21 protein-coding genes and 1 pseudogene are annotated in these 21,839 nt (G+C 71.2%); 6 read left to right on the forward strand and 16 right to left on the reverse strand.

Annotated elements, in window-relative coordinates; genetic code table 11:
- Positions 1–124: 124 nt before the first annotated feature.
- The 6 genes from cbiE to ACZ6KY_RS16925 form a co-directional block, all read right to left on the reverse strand.
- Positions 125–1,336, reverse strand: coding sequence for a precorrin-6y C5,15-methyltransferase (decarboxylating) subunit CbiE (gene cbiE, locus ACZ6KY_RS16900; protein WP_469311042.1), 1,212 nt, complete (start codon positions 1,334–1,336; stop codon positions 125–127).
- Between the two features lie 278 nt (positions 1,337–1,614).
- Positions 1,615–2,253: a GNAT family N-acetyltransferase gene (locus ACZ6KY_RS16905; RefSeq protein ID WP_469311043.1), complete on the reverse strand. Its 639-nt coding sequence runs from the start codon at positions 2,251–2,253 to the stop codon at positions 1,615–1,617.
- Positions 2,254–2,428: 175 nt separating this feature from the next.
- Positions 2,429–3,259 carry a MetQ/NlpA family ABC transporter substrate-binding protein gene (locus tag ACZ6KY_RS16910; protein WP_469311044.1) on the reverse strand — a complete coding sequence of 277 codons (831 nt, stop codon included), beginning with the start codon at positions 3,257–3,259 and terminating at the stop codon, positions 2,429–2,431.
- 102 nt (positions 3,260–3,361) lie between these two features.
- Positions 3,362–4,099: a methionine ABC transporter permease gene (locus ACZ6KY_RS16915; RefSeq protein WP_469311045.1), complete on the reverse strand. Its 738-nt coding sequence runs from the start codon at positions 4,097–4,099 to the stop codon at positions 3,362–3,364.
- Entirely contained in the window at positions 4,096–5,187 is a 1,092-nt protein-coding gene (locus ACZ6KY_RS16920; protein ID WP_469311046.1) for a methionine ABC transporter ATP-binding protein, read from the reverse strand. Before ACZ6KY_RS16920 ends, ACZ6KY_RS16915 begins: the two co-directional genes overlap by 4 nt.
- Before the next feature lie 289 nt (positions 5,188–5,476).
- A complete protein-coding gene (locus tag ACZ6KY_RS16925) occupies positions 5,477–6,124 on the reverse strand; it encodes an HAD family hydrolase (protein WP_469311047.1) in 648 nt (215 codons plus the stop codon).
- 69 nt (positions 6,125–6,193) lie between these two features.
- Between ACZ6KY_RS16925 and ACZ6KY_RS16930 the strand changes: the two genes are divergently transcribed.
- Both ACZ6KY_RS16930 and ACZ6KY_RS16935 read left to right on the forward strand, forming a co-directional pair.
- A complete protein-coding gene (locus tag ACZ6KY_RS16930; RefSeq protein WP_469311048.1) occupies positions 6,194–6,553 on the forward strand; it encodes a hypothetical protein in 360 nt (119 codons plus the stop codon).
- Position 6,554: 1 nt separating this feature from the next.
- Positions 6,555–7,067, forward strand: coding sequence for a hypothetical protein (locus ACZ6KY_RS16935; RefSeq protein WP_469311049.1), 513 nt, complete (start codon positions 6,555–6,557; stop codon positions 7,065–7,067).
- A 7-nt stretch (positions 7,068–7,074) separates the two neighbouring features.
- Here the strand turns inward: ACZ6KY_RS16935 and ACZ6KY_RS16940 are convergent, their stop codons facing one another.
- The 3 genes from ACZ6KY_RS16940 to ACZ6KY_RS16950 form a co-directional block, all read right to left on the reverse strand.
- Entirely contained in the window at positions 7,075–7,578 is a 504-nt protein-coding gene (locus ACZ6KY_RS16940; protein WP_469311050.1) for a GNAT family N-acetyltransferase, read from the reverse strand.
- Between the two features lie 55 nt (positions 7,579–7,633).
- Complete coding sequence (locus ACZ6KY_RS16945; protein WP_469311051.1) at positions 7,634–8,128, reverse strand: sigma-70 family RNA polymerase sigma factor; 495 nt, start codon at positions 8,126–8,128, stop codon at positions 7,634–7,636.
- A gap of 170 nt (positions 8,129–8,298) precedes the next feature.
- A complete protein-coding gene (locus ACZ6KY_RS16950) occupies positions 8,299–9,462 on the reverse strand; it encodes a glycerophosphodiester phosphodiesterase (RefSeq protein WP_469311052.1) in 1,164 nt (387 codons plus the stop codon).
- A 407-nt stretch (positions 9,463–9,869) separates the two neighbouring features.
- Here ACZ6KY_RS16950 and ACZ6KY_RS16955 point away from each other — a divergent pair, with 407 nt between their 5' ends.
- Complete coding sequence (locus ACZ6KY_RS16955; protein WP_401334005.1) at positions 9,870–10,541, forward strand: lysophospholipid acyltransferase family protein; 672 nt, start codon at positions 9,870–9,872, stop codon at positions 10,539–10,541.
- A 219-nt stretch (positions 10,542–10,760) separates the two neighbouring features.
- Here ACZ6KY_RS16955 and ACZ6KY_RS16960 read toward each other — a convergent pair whose 3' ends face one another.
- The 5 genes from ACZ6KY_RS16960 to ACZ6KY_RS16980 form a co-directional block, all read right to left on the reverse strand.
- Complete coding sequence (locus ACZ6KY_RS16960; protein WP_469311053.1) at positions 10,761–12,278, reverse strand: MFS transporter; 1,518 nt, start codon at positions 12,276–12,278, stop codon at positions 10,761–10,763.
- On the reverse strand, positions 12,275–12,826 hold the full coding sequence (locus ACZ6KY_RS16965; RefSeq protein WP_467756496.1) for a TetR/AcrR family transcriptional regulator: 552 nt from the start codon (positions 12,824–12,826) through the stop codon (positions 12,275–12,277). Before ACZ6KY_RS16965 ends, ACZ6KY_RS16960 begins: the two co-directional genes overlap by 4 nt.
- A 124-nt stretch (positions 12,827–12,950) precedes the next feature.
- On the reverse strand, positions 12,951–13,922 hold the full coding sequence (locus ACZ6KY_RS16970) for an aldo/keto reductase (protein WP_469311054.1): 972 nt from the start codon (positions 13,920–13,922) through the stop codon (positions 12,951–12,953).
- Positions 13,923–14,034: 112 nt separating this feature from the next.
- Positions 14,035–15,468 (reverse strand): argininosuccinate lyase, encoded by a 1,434-nt coding sequence (argH, locus tag ACZ6KY_RS16975; protein ID WP_469311055.1) that lies wholly within the window; start codon positions 15,466–15,468, stop codon positions 14,035–14,037.
- A 135-nt stretch (positions 15,469–15,603) separates the two neighbouring features.
- Entirely contained in the window at positions 15,604–16,797 is a 1,194-nt protein-coding gene (locus tag ACZ6KY_RS16980; RefSeq protein ID WP_469311056.1) for an argininosuccinate synthase, read from the reverse strand.
- A 356-nt stretch (positions 16,798–17,153) separates the two neighbouring features.
- Between ACZ6KY_RS16980 and ACZ6KY_RS16985 the strand changes: the two genes are divergently transcribed.
- The 3 genes and pseudogenes from ACZ6KY_RS16985 (at position 17,154) to ACZ6KY_RS16995 (ending at position 19,408) form a co-directional block, all read left to right on the forward strand.
- Positions 17,154–17,987 carry a hypothetical protein gene (locus ACZ6KY_RS16985; protein WP_469311057.1) on the forward strand — a complete coding sequence of 278 codons (834 nt, stop codon included), beginning with the start codon at positions 17,154–17,156 and terminating at the stop codon, positions 17,985–17,987.
- 136 nt (positions 17,988–18,123) lie between these two features.
- Entirely contained in the window at positions 18,124–18,711 is a 588-nt protein-coding gene (locus ACZ6KY_RS16990; RefSeq protein WP_469311058.1) for a pyridoxamine 5'-phosphate oxidase family protein, read from the forward strand.
- A gap of 3 nt (positions 18,712–18,714) precedes the next feature.
- Positions 18,715–19,408 (forward strand): annotated as a pseudogene (locus tag ACZ6KY_RS16995) (L,D-transpeptidase family protein).
- 90 nt (positions 19,409–19,498) lie between these two features.
- On the opposite strand, the gene ACZ6KY_RS17000 reads toward ACZ6KY_RS16995, so the two are convergent.
- Together ACZ6KY_RS17000 and ACZ6KY_RS17005 are read right to left on the reverse strand one after the other, a co-directional pair.
- Positions 19,499–20,989 carry a sensor histidine kinase gene (locus ACZ6KY_RS17000; RefSeq protein ID WP_469311059.1) on the reverse strand — a complete coding sequence of 497 codons (1,491 nt, stop codon included), beginning with the start codon at positions 20,987–20,989 and terminating at the stop codon, positions 19,499–19,501.
- Positions 20,990–21,030: 41 nt separating this feature from the next.
- A complete protein-coding gene (locus tag ACZ6KY_RS17005) occupies positions 21,031–21,837 on the reverse strand; it encodes a response regulator transcription factor (protein ID WP_469311060.1) in 807 nt (268 codons plus the stop codon).
- Between the last annotated feature and the right edge of the window lie 2 nt (positions 21,838–21,839).

Below are 21,839 nucleotides of genomic sequence, written 5' to 3' on the forward strand. Positions count from 1 at the left end.
GGTTCTGCCGTACCACACACGCCTCAAAACGGGCGGGTTTTCCGGACATTGGCCCACGAAAGGCCGACCCCCCGGGTGCGGTACAACGATCGGCCAGCCTACCGCGCGCAGTACGACAACAGGATCACGGGGCGCGATCCGGCAAACGGCCGCTGAGCAGGAACGCGACGCTCCGCTCCTTCTCCGTCCAGGCCCGTGTATCGAGTTCGACGGACTGGATGAGGGCGCACTCGACGTCATAGCCGTGCTCGGTCAGATCGCGGCCGATGAGTTCGGCGGCGTCACGGGTGGCTGCGTCCGCGACGATCCGCTGCGGCCGGCGGTCGGCGACGGCGGAGACGACCGCCGCTCCCCCGCCGCCGACGCGGACGACATCGGGTTCGGGCAGGTCCTCCAGGACGTGCGGGGCGCTGCCGTGCACGATCTGCATCTGGACCCCGTAACGGCGGGCCGAGTGCTCGGCGCGGGCGCAGGAACCCGGACTGCGGTCGACCGCGATGACGGCGGCACCGGTGCGGGCGGCCTCGACGGCGAAGGCGCCACTGCCGGAGCCGATGTCCCAGACGAGGTCGCCCACGCGCGGTCCCAGCCGGGCGAGTTGGGCGGCGCGCAGCAGATCCGTCTCGCCTTCGCCGAGTGCGCCGCCGTACGCCCCGGCGGGCAGCGCCCAGCCGCGCGGTCCGCTGCCGGGCTCCCGGCCGGCGATCCAGCCGCCCCCCTCGGCCGCGGCCACGAAGCCGCCGATGACGATCACGACGTTCGGGTCGCGCCAGGTGTGGTCGGCCGCCTTGTCGGAGGTCAGGATCGTGACCCGTTCCCGGGTGGTGCCGAGTTCCTCACAGATGACGAAGGTGCGGTGCACTCCTTCGAGAAGCAGCCCGAGTTCGGCGGGTCCGGCGCCCGGTGAGGTGAGGACAGCCACTTTGGTGTGGGCTCGGCATACATTCACCGCGCGTCGCAAGGTACGACTGTGTGCGACCACCACTTGTGCGTCGTCCCAGGGCATTCCGGCACGGGCGAAGGCGGCGGCCACCGCGGAGACGGCGGGCACGACTTCGACCTCCAGGCCGAACTCGGGCGCGCGCAGGGTGCGTACGACACCGAAGAATCCGGGGTCCCCGTCGGCGAAGACGACGGCGGTGCCCCGGTGGCCGGCGATCCGGCGGGCGGCGAGGGCGACGCTGCCGAGCCTGACGCGCTCGGCGCCCTCGGGCACTTCGGGGAGCGCGAGATGGTGGGCCGCGCCGGCCACCAGCGTGGCGGCACCGAGAGCGGAGCGCGCCGCGACGGTCATCGGCGAGCCGTCCCAGCCGATCACCGTGACCCGGTCGGCCATCGTCGTCAGTCTCCAGAAGGTCTTCGCAGGTCGTCAGGTGCAGCCCGGGCGGGCTTCGTGAGGGTACCTGGTGCGGCCCGGCGGCGCCGTGCCGGTCGGCGTGGCGCGGGAGCGGTCCCGCCGTGCGCGGATCACCCGTCCGGTCCGGGGCCGCCGGGTCCGGTGACCCGACTCCCGTGCGCCCATACGACTCGACGCGGCCGTACATGACTCACCACGACCGTTCCCGTACGTATGCGAGAACGGCGCGCGGAATGCCGTACGCCTGCCCGGTCCGCTCAGTTCCAGTCGTTGAACGAGGTGAAGCCGCCGGTGTCGGCGAGGCGCCCGCCCATGCCGTCGAGGTCCTCCGGCACCAGGCTCCACACGATGAAGTCGGTGCGCAGGTCGACCCAGGCGCCGTCCTCGGTCCGGGTGCGCGCTATGCAGGCGTTGCGCAGAACGCCCTCGCTGATGCAGCCGATCTTCTGGGCGACCTGCTGCGAGGCGGTGTTGCCCGCGGCCGTGCGCAGTTCGATGCGCTCGAACTTCTGGTCGCGGAAGAGCCATCGGGCGGTGGCGAGCGCGGCTTCGGACGCGTAGCCCTCGCCGCGCGCCCAGGGGGCGATGATGTAGGAGAGCTCGGTCGAGCGGACCCGCCAGTTCGTCTTGCCGAGCTGGATGACGCCGACCAGGCGCTGGGTGAGGAACTCGGTGACGGCGAGGTCGAGTCCGCGCCCCTCCGTGCGTTCCGTGGGCGCGTAGTCGCGGATCCAGCCGCGGGCACCGTCCTGGGTGAACGGTTGCGGGATCGACGTCCAGGCCGCCACCATCTCGTCGTTCATCATCTCGGTCAGCGCGGGCACGTCGTCCTCGTCGAGCGCACGCAGGACCAACCGCTCCGTGCTGATGGAGATGTCGGGGAAGGTGCTCGTCATGCGACGCTCCGTAACCGTCGGGGACTTCGGACCTGATGTACCGTCGGGTCCGCTGAACTGCCCAGCATGCAGCATGAAACCACTGAACGGCACAACGGGGTCCACTCCGGGTAATGGAGTGGACCCCGTGCGGTGACGAGAGAGGCTGTCGGCCCTAAGTGGCCGGATCCCCGGTCTACTTGAACGACGGGATGACGGAGCCGGCGTACTTGTCCTCGATGAACTTCTTGACCTCGGGCGAGGTGAGGAGCTTCGCGAGCTTCTTCACGCGCGGGTCGTCCTCGTTGCCCTTCTTGACGGCGAGGAAGTTGCCGTACGGGTTGTTCGTCGCCGACTCCAGGACGAGGGCGTCCTTGGCGGGCTTGAGGTGGTCCTCGATGGCGTAGTTGCCGTTGATCACCGCGGCGTCGACGTCGTCCAGGGAGCGCGGGGTCTGGGCCGCCTCCAGCTCCTTGAACTTGAGGTTCTTCGGGTTCTTCGCTATGTCCTTGGGCGTCGCGCTGTTGCCCGCCCCGTCCTTGAGCGTGATGATCCCGTTGGCGGCGAGCAGCTTGAGCGCGCGGGCCTCGTTGACCGTGTCGTTCGGGACGGCGACCGTCGCACCGCTCTTCAGGGCGTCGACGCTCTTCACCTTGTGGGAGTAGAGGCCGAGCGGCTCCAGGTGCACCGTGACGACGGGCACGATGTGGGTGCCGTTCTTCTTGTTGAAGTCGTCGAGGTACGGCTGGTTCTGAAAGTAGTTGGCGCCCACGGACCCGTCCTCGGTCGCCGTGTTCGGCGTGACGTAGTCGGTGAACTCCTTGACCTCCAGGTCCAGGCCGGCCTTCTTCGCCAGGTGGTCCTTGATGAACTCGAGGATCTCGGCGTGCGGGACCGGGCTGGCCGCGACGACGAGCGGCCCGCTGGTGTCGGAGGCGGAGTCCTTGCCGGAGCCGCAGGCGCTGAGCCCGAGGGTGAGGGCTCCGGCGGCGAGGACGGCGGTGGTGATCTTGGCGGTGTTACGCACGAAAAGTGCCTTTCCTTATGGGTGGAGCTGCCCCGTCTTGGGGTGAACGGGGAAATCTGCGGGTGGGACGACCGGGGACCGGAGGCGGGACCCCGAGGCGTTTCAGGCGGCCTTGCCGACGTCGGCCGCCGCGGGCCTCGCAACCTTCAGCAGCCGCAGCCTCGGGGCGGCGCCGGATTGCCCGCCGCGCCGGTGCAGGGTGCGGGCCGCGTAGTCGCCGGCGAACTGGATGGCCGAGATGACGACGGCGAGGATGCCGACCGTGATCCACATGAGGCCCGACTCGAAGCGCTGGTAGCCGTAGCGGATCGCGATGTCGCCGAGGCCGCCCGCGCCGACGGTGCCGGCCATCGCCGAGTAGCCGATGAGGGCGACGACCGTGGTGGTCGCGGAGGAGATCAGCGAGGGGAGCGACTCCGGTACGAGGACCCTGCGGACGACGGTCCAGGTGTTGCCGCCCATCGCCTGTACGGCTTCGACGAGCCCGCCGTCCACTTCGCGGACAGCCGTCTCGACGAGCCGCGCGAAGAACGGGATCGCACCGACCGCGAGCGGCACGATCGCCGCCTCGCGTCCGATGGTCGTTCCGGTGATCGTGCGCGTGAAGCTCATCAGCGCGACCATCAGGATGATGAACGGCAGCGAGCGGGCGATGTTCACGACCTGCCCGATGACCTTGTTCACGACCACGTTCTGCAGGAGGCCGCCGCGGTCGGTGAGGACGAGCAGGACGCCGAGCGGCAGACCGGCGACGACCGCGATCAGCGTGGACCAGCCGACCATGTAGAACGTGTCCCAACACGCCTGGGACAGCAGCGGCTGCATCTCCGACCAGGTCACAGGGCACCTTCCTTCACCAGAACGGGCTCCTGGCCCTGGATGTCGATCTGCAGGCCCTGCTCGCGCAGGAAGCCGATCGGTACGACGTTCTCCTCGTAGCGGCCGGGCAGTTCGATGCGCATCCGGCCGACCTGCTTGCCGGCGACGGTGTCCATCGCGGCGCCGAGGATCGAGATGTCGATGTTGTAGGTGCGCGAGAGCTGCGAGATGACGGGCTGGGTGGCCGACTCTCCGTGGAAGGTGACGTCGATGACGGTGCGGTCGTCGCCGGAGGCCTCGCCGCTGACCGGGAAGAGCGCGGAGGCCAGCTCGGAGCCGGGCGTCGCGAGGAGTTCGCTGACGGTGCCGGACTCGACGATGCGACCGTTCTCCATCAGCGCGGCCGAGTCGCAGACCGTCTTGACGACGTCCATCTCGTGGGTGATGAGCAGGACGGTCAGGCCCAGCCGGCGGTTCAGGTCGCGCAGCAGCTCGAGGATGGAGCGGGTGGTCTCCGGGTCGAGGGCGCTGGTCGCCTCGTCGGAGAGCAGCACCTTCGGGTCGCCGGCCAGGGCGCGGGCGATGCCGACGCGCTGCTTCTGACCGCCGGAGAGCTGCGCGGGGTACGCCCTCGTCTTGTCGGAGAGACCGACCAGGTCGAGGAGTTCGAGGGCCTTGGAGGACCGCTGCTTCCCCGAGAGACCGAGGATTTCGAGCGGCAGCTCGACGTTGTCCTGGACGGTCCGCGAGGACAGCAGGTTGAAGTGCTGGAAGACCATGCCGATCCGCGTGCGTGCCCGGCGGAGCTCCCGGCCGGCCCGCGGGCCGCGCCCGACGAGGGCGGTGAGGTCCCGGCCGTCGACGGTGACCGTGCCGGAGGTGGGACGCTCCAGGAGGTTGACGCAGCGGATGAGCGAGGACTTGCCGGCGCCCGACTGGCCGATGACGCCGTACACCTCGCCTTCGCGGACATGCAGATCGACGCCGTCGAGGGCGGTCACTTCACGGCCGCGCGAGCGGTAGACCTTGGTGAGGCCCGTTGTCGTGATCACTGGGAATTCCGTCACTGTCGAGTGCGGGGCGTGGGTGTGCGCCGGGCACGGGTGCATTCGGTCGGGAACGCGGCACGGTTCTCGCGATGGCGATGGAACCGGAAGGAGAACGTGTGCGCGGGGCAGCCCGGTCACGTACGCGGTACGGACACAGGGCGCGGGATCAGGCGGTGGTGCGGGGGCCCTCTAGCAGGCGCACATTCGACACGTACAACGAGCACCGGGCGTCGTGGTCGCCTCGGTCGCAAGGATGCGGCAGCTCGTCGTGGTCATGGAATGAAGTAAAGCAGACCGGGGGCCGGGGGCCGCCACCGCTGTCCGAATAGCGGACAGCGGTGGACGGTTCTCAGCCTCGGACGGAGATCTCCACTCCGGTGTCCGTCACCAGTACGGACAGGGCGGAGAGGTCCTCGACGACGAGGTCGGCGTCCAGCTCGTGGGCCTGGTGCGTTGTGGCCAACGCCACGGTGGTCATCCCGGCGGCGCGGCCCGCCCGGAGCCCGGCGGGGGCGTCCTCGAAGACGACGCAGCGGGCCGGGTCGACGCCCAGTTCACGGGCGGCGAGCAGATAGGGCTCGGGGTCGGGCTTGCCCCGGGTGATGTCGTCGGCGGTGATCAGCGTCTTGGGGTGGATCCCGACCTCGTCGAGCCGGGCGTCGGCGAGCCGGCGGGTGGCCGAGGTGACGACGGCCCAGCGCTCGGCGGGCAGCGCGGCGAGCAGAGCGAGGGTGCCGGGCAGCGGCACGACCCCGCCTCGCACGTCCTCGACCTCGAGCTGCTCGATGCGGGCGAGCGCCTCGGGGACGAGGGCGGCGGGCAGCAGGTCGGCGGCTATCTCGACGGCGGGGCGGCCGTGCAGGCCGATCGCGGCGAAGTCCTCGGCGGTGATCCCGTACTCCTCGGCCCACAGGGTCCAGCAGCGGTTCACCGACGCGAGGGACGATACGAGGGTTCCGTCGTTGTCGAACAGGAGGGCTTCAGCGTGGATCTTCATGCCGTCGACCCTACGGGGGAGCCCGGGGGCGAGCGCATCAGGTCTTTTGGCCCGTAATAGGGTCACGGCATGTTTGATGCCCTGACGGTCGCGACGGCCGTCGCCGCGCTCGCGCTCGCCGCCTGGTGCGGCTGGGCCGCCCACCGCGATCAGCCCACCAAGGACTGGCACTTCATCGGCATGGCCGTGGTGTCGCTGCTCGCCCTGGTCCAGCTGGTGATCGGCGTCGTCCAGCTGGCGCGCGGCGAGAAGGCCGAGCAGGGCACGACGATCTTCGTGGCGTATCTGCTCGGCGCCTTCGCGTGCGTTCCCGCCGCGGGGTTCATGTCGCTGGCGGAGCGCACCCGCTGGGGTTCGGTCACGGTGGCGGCCGGCGGCGTCGTCCTCGCCGTGCTCGAAGTGCGGCTCTACGACATCTGGGGAGGCTGAGATGACGGCCACGGAGGAGAACACGACCGTGCCTCGGAACGAGCGGGACGAACGCGAGGCGCAGGGCGGGAAGCCGCCGGAGGGGCCCGCGGACCAGAAGCGCACGCGGCTCATCAGCGGCCCCGGCATCCTGCTGCTGTGGCTGTACGGAGTGATGGTGGTCGGCGCCGTCTCGCGGTCGGCCGTGCAGATCTCCACCCAGTTCGACAAGGCGCCGCTGGCCTACTCGCTCTCCGCGGTCGCCGGTCTCGTCTACGGGTTCATCACGTACTCGCTCGTGCGCGGCGGCGAGACGGCGCGCAGGGCGGCGCTGGTGTGCTGCGCCGCCGAGCTCGCGGGTGTGCTGACCGTCGGGACCTGGACGCTGGTCGAGCCGTCCGCGTTCCCCGACGCCACGGTGTGGTCGGACTACGGCATGGGCTATCTCTTCATCCCGGTCCTGCTGCCGCTGTCGGCGATGTACTGGCTGCGCAGGGCCCGTACGACCGCCGACTCGCGACCGCAGCCGAAGTAGGCCGCGTTCAGGCGCTGGTGGCGTACGCGCCGGTGTCGGCGCCCTTGGCCAGGGTCACCCGCGTCATGCGCTCGCCCACCTGCTCCTGCGAGACGGGCGCGTAGCCGTGCTTGCGGTACAGGCGCAGGTTGCGCTCGCTGCGGTGGCCGGTGAAGAGCTGGAAGGACTTGGCGGTTCCCCCCGCGCCGAGGCGGGTCTCGATCGCGTCGAGCAGGCGTCCGCCGAGGCCGTGCCGCTGCATGCGCGGATGCACGATGAGTTTGTCGATGCGGGCCGTGCCGTCGGTGTCGACGGCGCCGCGTACCGAGGCCACCACCTCGTCGCCGAGGCGGGCCACCAGGACGGTGCCGCCCGCCAGTTCCGCCCTCAGCGAGTCGAGCGGCTGTGTGAGCGGCTCGATGCCGTAGTCGCCGTACAGCTCGGCCTCGCTCTGATAGCAGAGGTACTGCAGCTTCAGGATCTGTTCCGCATCCTGCTCGGTCGCCGCCGAGATGGTCACGCTCATGCCCATGTGTGCATGCCTCCCGCTCACCTGTTCCGGTCGTCCCCCACTCCTATCCCCGTCGTCAGCGGGCCGCAACCTCCGTCGTCAGCAATCGACGCAGACATCCAAGACATCTGGAACGTTCCGGACCAAGACTGCCTTGTGAGATACCCAACTCACCCGCGATCTCCCGGTAGGTGAGGTCCTGGGGGGAGAGCAGGGCGGCCAGCAGACCCGGGCAGCGGCCGGGCAGCCGGCGCACGGCGTCGTACAGCTCGCGACGGCGGGCGGCGGTCATCGCCTGCTGTTCGGGGCCGGGGCGGCCGTCGTCCGCGGGCTCGACGGCGTACGGCTGCTCGACGCGGGACCTGCGGCGGCTGCGGCGGGCCTCGGAGCGCACGGCCCGGCGCACCCAGCGCTGCGGGTCGACCGGCGGTCCCGTCGTGTCCAGGCGCTCCAGCAGGCGCAGCCAGACGGCCTGTTCCAGGTCGCCCTGCTCGGCGCCGGAGGCGTGGGCCTCCGCCGACGCCTCGGCGGCGAGCAGCGGCCGCAGCGTGGAAACCAGCTCATGGGTCATGTGCGGCACGACGCGGCCGCCCCGGCGAGAGGTTGCCGGGGCGGCCGGTTGTCATCCCATCCGGGGTGACCGGCTCACGCGTTGACGGATGCGGACACCTGTCTCGTTGATCGGACGCGTCCGTCGGCGGCCCGGGGAGACGGCCGGAGAGGCGGCCCGGGGAGGCGAGGTCATCCCTTGAGGAAGTCCGCGCGGGCGAGCACCGCGGTGTCCGCGTTGTCGGAGAAGACGCCGTCGATGCCCGTCTCGAAGTAGACCTTGAAGGCGCCGAAGGGGTCCCCGTAGGCGTCCACGGCGGTGCCCTTGCGGAAGCTCGTGGGCAGGAAGGGGTTCTCGTTGCGCATGGTGTACGGGTGCAGGATCAGGCCCGCGCGGTGCGCGTCGGCGACGAGCGTGGTCGGCGCGGTGAGGTCGCCGTCCGCGTCCTTCGGGATGACCAGGTCGAGCGTGGGGCCGATGCCCTGCGCGTACGAGGCGATCCACGCCAGGCCCTCGGGGGTGACGAGGTCGGCGACCGTGCGGGGGTCGCCCGCGGCGACGAAGTCCCAGGGGCTGGTGTTCGCGGCGGACAGCAGGACGACGAGCGGGTTGCCGACCAGCTTGTCCAGCCGCTGGATGCTGCTCGGCTCGAAGGACTGGAGGATGACCGGCGAGTCCTTCTTGTCCTTGCCGTACTTGCGCAGCAGCTTGGCGACCCGCTCCTCCAGGCCGAGGCCGAGCGCCCGGAAGTAGGTGGGGTGCTTGGTCTCGGGGTAGATCCAGACCTGCTTGCCGCGCTTGCGGGTCTGCTCGTCCTGCCAGCGGAGCACCTCTTCGAAGGTGGGGATCTCCCAGCGGCCGTTGTAGAGGGTGTTGTGCGGGCGGTTGGCCGGGATGCGCTCGACGGCGCGCAGCGTCTTCAGCTCGGCGAGCGTGAAGTCCTCGGTGAACCAGCCGGTGGTGGGGACCCCGTCGAGTGTCTTGGTGGTCTTGCGGCCGGCGAACTCGGGGTGCGCCGAGACGTCCGTGGTCCCGCCTATTTCGGGTTCGTGACGGCATACGAGGTGGCCGTCCCTGGTGGGCACCAGGTCGCCGGCCTCGACGACGTCGGCGCCCAGGTCGAGGGCGAGCTGGTACGAGCCGAAGGTGTGCTCCGGCCGGTAGCCGCTGGCTCCGCGGTGACCGATGACGGCCGGTCTTGGCAGGCTCCGGTAGCCCCCGCCCCCGTGGCGTCCGTCCGCGCTCGCGGCGCCGGGCAGGCCGAGGACCGCTCCGCCCGCCCCGAGCGCCGCGGCTCCGAGCAGCGTCCGCCGCGCCGTGCCCCGTTCCTGACCGTTCGACTCCTGCGCCCCCATGAGCGCTCCTCCCGCCGTAGGTGCCCTGCCTGTCGAAACGGGACGATCGTAGGGGCCCCGGTGTGACGGGAGGGAGACCCGCGGCGGAACAGTGGGTGACCCCGGATGTCGTACAGGATGCGGAACCTGACGGTCCGTCGGCATCGGCAGGGCGGTCGGGGGTAGGCGTGAGACTGCGGCGAACGGGCGGCGATTCATGACGGGATCACCCGTTCGCCGGTACGGCGCGCGATGTCCGTCACATCGTGTCGCCCCGCGTCCGCCGCTCACAGGCACGCAACCGCAGGTAAACGTAGGTCAACAGTGCGTATCCAGTCGATGAACCCGATGTGCAATCATCCGGGAACCGCGAGTATCGTCCTCACCTGCACATACTCCATACCGATCCCTTGACACCGGAGGGCCCGTTGTCCCGCTTCGCGCTCATCAAGGCAGTGCTCGGACCGATCATGCGCCTGATGTTCCGCCCACAGGTGGAAGGCGTGGAGCACATCCCGGGCGACGGTCCGGTGATCCTGGCCGGCAACCACCTCACGTTCATCGACTCGATGATCCTTCCGCTGGTCTGCGACCGGCAGGTGCTCTTCATCGGCAAGGACGAGTACGTCACGGGCAAGGGCCTCAAGGGCCGCCTGATGGCGTGGTTCTTCACCGGCGTCGGCATGATCCCGGTGGACCGGGACGGCGCCAACGGCGGCGTGGCCGCGCTGATGACCGGCCGCCGCGTCCTGGAGGAGGGCAAGGTCTTCGGTATCTACCCCGAGGGCACCCGCTCCCCCGACGGCCGCCTGTACCGCGGCCGCACCGGCATCGCCCGGCTCACCATGATGACCGGCTCCCCGGTGGTCCCGTTCGCGATGATCGGCACGGACAAGCTCCAGCCGGGCGGCGCGGGCATCCCGCGGCCGGGCAAGGTCACCGTCCGCTTCGGTCCCGCCATGGAGTTCTCGCGCTACGAGGGCATGGACCGCGACCGCTACGTGCTGCGCGCCGTGACCGACTCCGTGATGACCGAGGTCATGCGGCTGTCCGGCCAGGAGTACGTCGACATGTACGCCACCAAGGCGAAGGCCGCCTAGACAGCTCGGCCGCACGCGAAGGGCCCCGGCTCTTCGCCCGGCCACGCGACATCACACACGGGTGGGCCCCCGACCGGCAGCCGCGGTCGGGGGCCCACCCGTTTCGTACGACCAGGGGTCCCGTCCGGGTCGTCCCGGACCCGGCGTGCCGCGTGGCCCGGTCCGCGGGTGGCCCGGCCCCGTGGTCGCCCCTGTCCCGGCATGGTCCGAACGGCGTTCCTACGTCTCCAGCTTCTGGCCGCGCAGCAGGAACCACGCCGCCACCGCGGTGGCGAGCAGGACCGCCGCGCCCGCGCCGGAGGCGAGCGCCAGGCCGTCCACGAAGGACTCCCTGGCCGCGGTGAGCATGGTCTCCGCGGTGTGCTCGGGCAGACTCCCGGCGGCCTCCACCGCTCCGCCCAGCGAGTCGTGCGCCTCGGCCGGGGTGCCCGCGGGGCTGGTGAAGCCCGCGTAGACGCCGGTCACGACGGAGCCGAGCAGGGCGATGCCGAGAGCCGCGCCGAGTTCGTACGCCGTCTCGGAGACCGCGGACGCGGCGCCCGCCTGGTCCTTGGGCACGGCGGAGAGGATGACGTCGGCGGTGACGGTGAACGAGAAGCCCGCGCCGATGCCGACGACCAGCAGGGCGGCGCCGAGCAGCGGATAGCCGGTGGCCCGGTCGAGCACGGTGAGCGCCCCGAGCGCGAGGCCCACGGCGGTGAGTCCGGCGGAGACGACGGTCCGCACGGAGAACCGCCGCGCGAACCGGCCCGCGACCAGACCCGCCGCCACCGCGCCCACCGCGGCGGGGACTTCGGCGAGCCCCGCCTCGAACGGCCCCCGGCCCTGCACGAGTTGCAGGTACTGGGAGAGGAAGAACACGAGTCCGGACATGCCGAGCACGGTGAACAGGTCGGCGAGCACGGCACCGGAGAATCCCCGGTTACGGAACAACCGGACGTCCAACAGCGGTGTGGGAAGAGTCAGTTGGCGGCGCACGAACCAGAACAGCGCGCCGGCGCCCAGCAGGCCCGCGGCGAATGCCCCGCCGCTCGGTCCGTGCGCCGCGAGCTCCTTCACCGCGTACACCACGCCGATCACACCGACGAGCGAGAGCGTGACGCTGATCAGGTCCCAGGGTCCGGGGTTCGGGCTCTTCGACTCGGGGAGCAGCCTGCGGCCGACGAGGACGAGCACCACCATCACCGGAAGGTTGATGAGGAAGACCGAACCCCACCAGAAGTGTTCGAGCAGGAAGCCGCCGACGACGGGACCGACCGCCGTGCCCGCGGAGGCCGTCGCGCCCCAGATGCCGATGGCGAGGCTGCGCTCGCGCGGGTCGTGGAAGATGTTGCGGATCAGGGCGAGGGTGGCGGGCATCAGGGTCGCGCCCGCGACACCGAGCAGCGCCCGCGCCAGGATCATCGACTCGGGTGTCGTGGCGTAGGCGTTGAGCACGGATATGAGGCCGAACGCCGTCGCGCCGACGAGCAGCAGCTTCTTGCGGCCGATGCGGTCGCCGAGGCTCCCCATGGAGACGAGCAGACCGGCGATGACGAAGGAGTAGACGTCACCGATCCACAGGAGCTGGGTGCCTGAGGGCTTCAGGTCCTCGCTGATGTACGGGGTCGCGAGGCCGAGGACGGTCGCGTCCACGGCCACCAGCAGCACGGCGAGGACGAGGACGCAGAGCGCGAGCCAACGGTCCGGGCGCTTGTGCACCTCCGTCACGAGCGCCGGCCGCAGGGTGCTGGTCATGGTTCCTCTCTCCTGAGCGCGCCGCCGAGCAACAGCTCGACGATCATGTGGTGGAAGTCCTTGGCGGCGACCCGCCCCTCGGTCACGGCCCAGGCCGCCGAGGCCATCAGCCCGTAGAGCGCCTCGGTGAGCCAGGCCGGGGTGAGGTCGATGCGGAACTCGCCGCTCTGCTGGCCGCGCCGGAACAGCGCGGCCATCCGGGCGTCGAGGCGGGCCCAGCCCTCGTGCTGCCCGTCGCCCTCGAAGAGCTGGTTCTCCGTGTAGAGGAAGGCGAGCAGTCCGGCCACCTTCTCCAGCTCCCGCACCAGGCGGCGCACGGCTTCCTGGGCGGTGCCGTCGTCGAGGCGGGCCGCGTCCAGGGCGGCCTCGCACTCCTCGATGCCGAGCGCCTCCAAAGCGCGTACGAGCGCGTCACGGCCGGCGAACTGACGGTGCAGTGTGGCCCGGCTGATCCCGGCGGCCTTGGCGACCTCGTCCATGGTCGCGGTGGATTTCCGGGTGAGCAGGGCGGCTGCGCTGCGCAGCACGTGGTCACGGTCGACAGCCATGAGACAAATATACCGCAGGTGAGACATGAACGTCTCACCTGGCGCGTACGTGTCTCACTCCCTCCCTGTTCAGGGGGTTCACGCAGCCCTTCTCACGTACCGCCTGACATACCGCCTGACACGCTCAGTGCCAGGGCAGCTGCCCGCGTCGTTCCCAGTACGCCCGTGGTTCCTCCACCAGGGCGGCCAGCCGGGAGAGCTGATCGTCGTCGAGGTCGACGACCGCCGCGTGCAGGTTCGAGGCGAGCTGGCTGACGGTGGCCGCCCCCGACAGCACGACACCCGCCCAGGGCTGCCGCAGGATCAGCGCGAGGGCGACCGCGTCGCAGCCGAGGGAGGTCTCCGCGGCGACGGCGCGCAGCGCGTCCGGCGCACCGGGCCCGGCGAGCCGGCCATTGGCCATGCCCTCCTTGACGATCACCGTGAGCCCCGCGTCGTGGGCCTCGGCGAGCGCCGGGGCGGCCGAGGTCTCCAGGAGGTTGTACGTGGACTGGACCGTACGGAAGAGCGGAACGCCGTCGACCGTGACGGCGAGCGCGGCACGGATCGCCTCCGCCTGCGCGGGCCCGCTGGTGGAGAAGCCGACCGACAGCCCCCCGGCGGCGGCCTGGGCGAGGGCCGCGTGCAGTTCCTTGTCGGTGAGGGCGGGGCTGTCCGGGGTCACCGAGTGGATCTGGTAGAGGTCGAGCCGGTCGCCGAGCAGTTCCGCGGTCTCGGCGCGCTGCCGCTCGTACGTGGCGAGGCCGTGGTCCTTGACCTCGTGCGCCTCGGCGTCGGTGCGCCAGTCAGCCGTGTACCTGTAGCCCCATTTGCTGCCGATGACGATGTCGTCGATGTCGGGGCGACCGCTCAGCCAGTCGGCGAGGAACTCCTCGGAGCGGCCGTAGGAGCGGGCCACGTCGAAGTAGCGCACGCCCTGGGCGTAGGCGGCTTCGAGGAGTTCGTGGGTGCGCTCGCGCAGGGCGTCGACGCTGCGGTCGGCCGGGAGGTCCTCCTCGCGCCCGAGGTTGATGTAACCGGGGCGGCCCACGGCGGCGAGCCCCAGGCCGAGGTGGGCGGTGGGAGTCGTCGCTGAGGCGAGACGTGCGAAGGGCATCGCGGCTCCGTTCGGTCGGCTCCTTTACGGCTCCCGGCCAACGTAACCCGCGACGCCCTCCGTCGTACGGCACCCGCCCCGCTCACGGACCGTGTCCGCTCCTCCGGACGGGCTACTTCTTGTGCTTCGCCACGGCCCACACCTGCTGGGCGGCGACGTCCGTCTTGATCTCGGCGAGCTGGACGGCGACCGCGCTCGGCGCCGTACCGCCGCGGCCGTCGCGGGAGGCGAGCGCGCCGGGGACGTTGAGGACGGACCGCACCTCGGGCGTCAGACGCGCCGAGATCTTCGCGAACTGCTCGTCGGTCAGCTCGTCCAGTTCCTTGCCGTCCGCCTCGGCGACCTTCACGCACTCACCGGCGACCTCGTGCGCGACACGGAACGGCACGCCCTGCTTGACCAGCCACTCGGCGATGTCGGTGGCGAGCGAGAAACCGGCCGGGGCCAGCTCCTCCATGCGCTCGCGGTGCACGGTCAGCGTGGCCATCATGCCCGTGAAGGCGGGGAGCAGGACCTCCAGCTGGTCGCAGGAGTCGAAGACCGGCTCCTTGTCCTCCTGGAGGTCGCGGTTGTACGCCAGCGGCAGCGCCTTGAGCGTGGCCATCAGCCCGGTCAGATTGCCGATCAGCCGGCCCGACTTGCCTCGCGCGAGCTCGGCGATGTCCGGGTTCTTCTTCTGCGGCATGATCGACGAGCCGGTGGAGAACGCGTCGTGGAGGGTGACGAAGGAGAACTCCTTCGTGTTCCAGATGATGACCTCCTCGGCGATCCGGGAGAGGTTCACGCCGATCATCGCGGTGATGAAGGCGAACTCCGCCACGAAGTCGCGGGAGGCCGTGCCGTCGATGGAGTTGGCGACACTGCCGTGCTCGAAGCCGAGGTCCTTGGCCACCGCCTCCGGGTCCAGGCCGAGGGAGGAACCGGCCAGGGCACCGGAGCCGTACGGCGAGACGGCCGTCCGCTCGTCCCACTGGCGCAGCCGCTCCGCGTCCCGGGACAGCGACTGGACATGGGCCAGGACGTGGTGCGCGAACAGCACGGGCTGGGCGTGCTGGAGATGCGTGCGGCCGGGCATCGCCACGTCCGGGTGCGCCTCCGCCAGACCGATCAGCGCCTCCTGGAGGTCCGCGATGAGACCGCCGATGATCCGGGCGTGGTCGCGCAGGTACATCCGGAAGAGCGTGGCCACCTGGTCGTTGCGGGAGCGGCCGGCGCGCAGCTTGCCGCCGAGGTCGGGGCCGAGACGCTCCAACAGGCCGCGCTCCAGGGCGGTATGGACGTCCTCGTCGGCGATCGTGCCCACGAAGGAGCCGTCGGCGACAGCGGACTCCAGCAGGTCGAGGCCCTCGGTCATCCGGGTGAGCTCGTCCTCGGTGAGCAGGCCCGCACCGTGCAGGACGCGCGCGTGGGCTCGCGAGCCGGCGATGTCGTACGGCGCGAGGCGCCAGTCGAAGTGGACCGACGCGGACAGCTTGGCCAGGGCCTCGGCGGGACCGTCGGCGAAACGTCCGCCCCAGAGCCGGACGTCACCGCTGTTGCTGCTCACTTGCGTTACTCCTCGAAAGGTGTGGATGTGCCACCGCCTCCCCACGCGCGAGTGAGGAGGCGGCTGTCAGGCTAGTGCGGTCGGGAGGCTTCGAGGCGGCGGACACGACACGGCCCGCGCCAAGTCCCGTACGGGTTACGCCAGATCCCGCTTGGCGGCGATCTTCGACGACAGGCTGTAGATGTCGATGAAGCCCTTGGCCGCGGCCTGGTCGAAGGTGTCGCCGGTGTCGTACGTGGCGAGGTCGAAGTCGTAGAGCGAGGTGTCGGAGCGCCGGCCCGTGACGACCGCGCGGCCGCCGTGCAGGGTCATCCGGATGTCGCCGTTGACGTGCTGGTTGGCCTCGTCGATGAAGCCGTCCAGGGCGCGCTTGAGGGGGGAGAACCACTGGCCGTCGTAGACCAGTTCGCCCCAGCGCTGCTCGACCTGCCGCTTGTAGCGGGCGAGTTCGCGCTCGACCGTGACGTTCTCCAGCTCCTGGTGCGCGGTGATCAGCGCGATCGCGCCCGGAGCCTCGTACACCTCACGGGACTTGATGCCCACGAGCCGGTCCTCGACCATGTCGATCCGGCCGATGCCCTGGGCTCCGGCGCGCTCGTTGAGCTGCTGGATGGCCTGGAGCACGCTGACGGGCCTGCCGTCGACGGCGACCGGGACGCCGTGCTTGAAGGTGATGACAACCTCGTCGGCCTCGCGGTGCTCGGCCGGGTTCGAGGTGTACTCGTAGATGTCCTCGATCGGGGCGTTCCAGATGTCCTCCAGGAAGCCCGTCTCGACCGCGCGCCCGAAGACGTTCTGGTCGATGGAGTACGGGGACTTCTTGGTGGTGGCGATCGGGAGCTGCTTCTGCTCGCAGAAGGCGATGGCCTTGTCCCTGGTCATCGCGTAGTCGCGGACCGGGGCGATGCACTTGAGGTCGGGGGCGAGGGCGACGATGCCGGCCTCGAACCGCACCTGGTCGTTGCCCTTGCCGGTGCAGCCGTGGGCGACCGTGGTGGCGCCGTGCTTCTGGGCGGCGGCGACGAGGTGCTTGACGATCGTCGGCCGGGAGAGGGCGGAGACCAGCGGGTAGCGGTCCATGTAGAGGGCGTTGGCCTTGATCGCCGGGAGGCAGTACTCGTCGGCGAACTCGTCCTTGGCGTCCGCGACCTCGGCCTCGACGGCGCCGCACGCGAGCGCGCGCTTGCGGATGACGTCCAGGTCCTCGCCGCCCTGGCCGACGTCGACCGCTACGGCGATGACCTCGGCGCCCGTCTCCTCGGCGATCCAACCGATGGCGACGGAGGTGTCCAGACCGCCTGAGTAGGCGAGTACGACGCGCTCGGTCACGGGATTCTCCTCACAGTGCATTCGCTGACATGCATGAGTATGCAGCACTCTGCATGGTTCGTCAATCGTGACCCGCGCGGCGCCCCGAACTTCCGGGCCGACGGACAGAGGGACGAACGGACGAACGGACGGGCAGACGGGCAGACGGGCAATCCGGGGTAACGGGACAGCCGGGCAAGGGAATCCCCGGGCGCCCGGCGACGGAATCTTCCGGACGCTTGAACGCGTGAAACCGCTTTCGCGTATCTCCCGCTGAACGCAGGCGCCGCGTTCGCGTACGGCAGACACACGGACAACGGACCGCCCGGACCATCACCGGGCGGTCGTCCGCCCCCCGACCCGAGTGAGGATTCCGCATGTCCAGGGCTCTTCCGAAGTACAACAAGCGGCGCGTCGTGATGATCGGCGGAGCCTCCGCCGTGGTGCTGTCCGCGGCGGTGATCACCGGCAGCGCCCTGGCGGGCGGGACGCACGGCAGCGGCGCGCAGAACGCCACGACGAAGGCCGCGGCCGCGGGCACGGTGAACTGCCCGGCCGTCGCGCCGAGCCTGCCCGCGGTCCCCGCCACCGCGAAGGCCGAGGTCGACCGCAACCTCACCCTGCTGGACACCCAGATCGCCGAGGCGAACAAGCGGCTGGTCGACACCGTCGGACAGGGCGGCGCCAACTTCGTCCAGAACGCGATCCTCGGCCCGCTCAAGGACAAGCGCGTCGCCACCATCAACCGCATCGCGACGGCCATCGGGCGCACGGCCGCCAAGCCGCAGGGCCTGGACTCGCTCGCGCCCTGCACGCTCAACGCCGTGGGCGGCGCGGCCACCGGCGCCGCCGCACCCAGCGCGACGGCCACCGCGCAGGCGGGCGGGGCAGCGGGCGACACGGGCGCCGCCACCGCGGCCGGCACCATCACCTGCCCGGACGTCGCGTCGCAGCTGCCCGCCGTCCCGGCCTCCGCGAAGGCCGAGGTCGACCGCAATCTGGCGCTCCTGAACACCCAGATCGCCGAGGCCGACACGCGTCTGGCCAACACCGTCGGACAGGGCGGCGCCAACTTCGTCCAGAACGCGATCCTCGGCCCCCTGAAGGACAAGCGGACCTCCACGATCGACCGCATCGCGATCTCCATCGGCCGCACCGCCGCCAAGCCGACCGGACTGGACACCCTCGCCGCCTGCACCCTCACCAAGTGACGTGACAGGCGCCCCGGCCGCTTCGCCGATGGCGGCCGGGGCGCCTGTCACGGGTTCCGGCGGTGCCCCTGAACGACGCCGCCGGAACCCGCGATTCCTTAGACGGACGAAAGACTTTCCCGGATAATCGTTAGACATGGGAAAGACCTACGAGCGCATCGACGGCCGCCTCCGTACGTTCATCGAGGCGCAGCCCCTCTTCTTCACCGCGACCGCCCCGCTGTCCGGGGACGGCACGGTCAACCTCTCCCCCAAAGGGCTCAGCGGATCGTTCGCCGTACTCGACGAGCGGACCGTGGCCTATCTGGACTTCGCCGGCAGCACCGCCGAGACGATCGCGCATCTGCGCGAGAACGGCCGGATCACCCTGATGTGGTGCGCCTTCCAGGGCCCGCCCAACATCGTCCGGGTGCACGGGCGCGGCGAGCCGGTCTTCCGCGACGACCCGCGCTTCAAGGAACTCCTCACCCACTTCCCCGCCATCGATCCGGCCCCGCACGGACTGCGCGCGATCATCGTCGTGACGGCCGAACTCGTCCGCGACAGCTGCGGCTACGCGGTGCCCTTCATGTCCTACGACGAGGACCGCGATCTGCACGGCAAGCGCTTCGCGCGCGAGGACGACACCTCACTGAGCGAGTACTTCACCAAGAAGGAGCACATCGCGACGAGCCTGGACGGACTGCCCGGGCTGCCGCTGCCGTTGCCCCCCAGTACGGTCTGAGCCATGCGCCTCGGAGCCGTCGCCCTCGCGTCCGCGTCCCTGCTCGCCCTGGCCCCGGGCGGGCCCGTGCCCCTTGCCGGGCTTCCCTCGCGGCTGGCCGACACCGGCGGCGGAACCCAGCTGATCACCGCCGAGGCACCCCGCGAGAACGCGACCTCGGGGACGCTCACCTGGTGGGACCTGCGGGACGGGCGCTGGGTGCGGGCCGGTTCCGCCCCCGCGCGGTTCGGGGCGCGCGGGCTGGCCGAGGGCCGGGCGCGGCGCCAGGGCACGAACACCACACCCACAGGGCTGTACGGGCTGCCGTACGCGTTCGGGACCCGGGCGGCGCCGGAGGGGACCTCGACGCCGTACCGCCGGGTGGGCCAGGACTCCTGGTGGTGCCAGGACAACGCGTCCCTGTCGTACAACCGCTGGACCGAGCCGCGCCCCGGGGACTGCCGGGCCGAGGAGTCCGAGCGTCTGATCGCCTACGAGAAGCAGTACGCGTACGCCTTCGTCATCGGGTTCAACTACGACCGGCCGGTGCGCGGGCGCGGGGATCTTCCTGCACGTCAACGGGAGCGGACCCACGGCCGGCTGTGTGTCCGTCCCGGCGGACGCGATGCGCCGGATCCTCACGTGGGCCGATCCGGCACGGAAGCCGCACATCGCGATCGGCACGACGAACGGGGCGACCGCGGTCACCCGATACTGACGGACCGGCACACCGGCACTCCGGCTGAACCCGGACCGGCGCCACGCGGACCGGCGGAAGGGACCGACCGGCAGTCCGATGGGCCGGGCTTCAGGCCGCGGGGAGGCGGACCGTGAACGTGGTCGCTCCCGGGCCGCTCTCCAGAGCGACCGTGCCGCTGTGCGCCTCGACCACGGCGGCCACGATCGACAGGCCGAGCCCCGCTCCGCTGCCGGTGCCGTCCGCGCGGCGGCGGTCCGCCCGGGTGAAGCGTTCGAAGACACCGGGCCGGACGTCCTCGGGCACCCCCGGTCCGTCGTCGTGGACCTTCAGCACGGCCTCCGTACCGCCCTCCTCCAGGGACACCGTCACCCGGGTGCCGACAGGCGTGTGCACACGAGCGTTGGCCAACAGGTTGGCCAACACCTGCTGGAGCCGGTGGGCGTCGCCCGTCACCGTGACCGGCTCCTCGGCCAGCTCCAGGACCCAGTGGTGGCCGGGGCCCGCCGCGCGGGCGTCGGTGACCGCGTCGAGGACGAGGTGGGTGAGGTCGACGGGAAGGCGTTCCAGCGGGCGGCCTGCGTCGAGTCGGGCGAGCAGGAGCAGGTCGTCGACCATCTCGCCCATGCGGGCCGACTCGGCGGCGATCCGTTCGAGGGCACGGGTCACCTTCGGGGGCACCGGGCCGGGGTGCAGCAGCGCGAGCTCGGCGTGGCCGCGGACCGAGGCGACCGGGGTGCGCAGCTCGTGACTCGCGTCGGCGGCGAAGGTGCGCAGCCGTTCCTCGCTGGCGTGCCGCTTGGTGAGCGCGTCCTCGACATGGCCGAGCATGCGGTTGAAGGCACCGGCGACGCGGCCCACCTCGCTGCGCGGGTCGGATTCGGGCGCCCGCGGGGGCAGGGCCACCTCGCCGCTGGCGAGCGGGAGTTCACTGACCCGGGTGGCGGTCGCGGCGACCCGGTTCAGCGGGCGCAGCGACCAGCGGACCCACAGGGCCCCGGCGACTCCGGCGACCACGAGTGCCACGCCGAAGACCAGGGAGGCCACGAGTTCCAGGCGGTGGACGGCCGCGTCGACCGGTTCGGTGGGCAGCCCGGTGATCAGCACGTCACCGTCCCTGCCGGGTGTCGCCAGCACGCGGTAGTCGCCCAGGGCCGACAGACAGACGGTGTGGGCGCTGCCGTCCGCCGGGAGCGCGGCGAGAGCCGCCTCGTCGCGGGCGCTGAGATCCACGTTCCGGGCGGCCGTGCCGGTGCCGGGCGGCACGACCGCCGCGTTCGTGACGTCGTCGCCGACCAGACGGGCTCCGAACGTGCCGGTGCTCTGCCGGCGGGTGTCCCCCTGCTCGTCACCGTCGTGGTCGGACGGCTTCGTCGAGCCGTGCTCCAGGCTCGCCGGGAACCGCGCCCCGGCGACCTGCAACTGCTGGTCGAGGCGACCGGTCAGGAAGCCGTCCAGTTCGTACACCGCGGCGACGCCGACGGCCGCGCAGCTGACGGCGAGCAGCACCACGAGCCCGGCGGTGAGGCGGGCGCGCATGGTGCGCGGTCGCGGCAGCGCGCGCAGGGCCGCCGTCAGCCGGAGCCACCAGCGCCTGCCCATGGCCCTGGACCTGGTGATGGCCCTGGCCCGCGTGCTCCCGCTCACCGGCCGGCCGCGGGCTTCATGACGTACCCGGCGCCCCGGACCGTGTGGATCATCGGCTCGCGGCCCGCGTCGACCTTCTTGCGCAGGTAGGAGATGTAGAGCTCGACGACATGGGCCTGGCCCCCGAAGTCGTAGGACCAGACGCGGTCGAGGATCTGGGCCTTGCTGAGGACGCGGCGCGGGTTGCGCATCAGGAAGCGCAGCAGCTCGAACTCGGTCGGCGACAGCTCGACCAGGTCGCCGCCCCGGGTCACCTCGCGGGCCTCCTCGTCCATCGCAAGGTCTCCGACGACGAGCCGCGGGCCCTCGTCGATCCGGCGGGCCATGCCGGCCCGGCGGAGCAGTCCGCGCAGCCGGGCGACGACCTCCTCCAGGCTGAACGGCTTGGTGACGTAGTCGTCGCCGCCCGCGGTGATGCCGGCGATGCGGTCCTCCACGGCGTCCCGCGCCGTGAGGAAGAGGACGCAGACGCCCGGCAGCACGGTGTGCAGGTCGCGCAGCACGGCGAAGCCGTCGGTGTCCGGGAGCATCACGTCGAGGACGACGGCGTCGGGCAGCAGCTCGCGAGCCTCGGCGGCCGCCGAGGCACCGTCGCCCGCGGTACGGACCTCCCAGCCCTCGTAGCGCAGGGCACCGGAGAGGACCTCGGCCAGGTCCGGATCGTCGTCGACGACGAGGACGCGCACGGGGGTCCCGTCGGGCCGGGTGAGCGAGGGCGGCCTTCCGGTCCCCCGGGACCGGACAACGCCGGTGCCGGTGTCCTGGTCGCCGGGGGTGCCGGGGTCTGGGGTGGGAGTGTTCATGT

It is taken from the genome of Streptomyces sp. NPDC042002 (assembly GCF_055588305.1).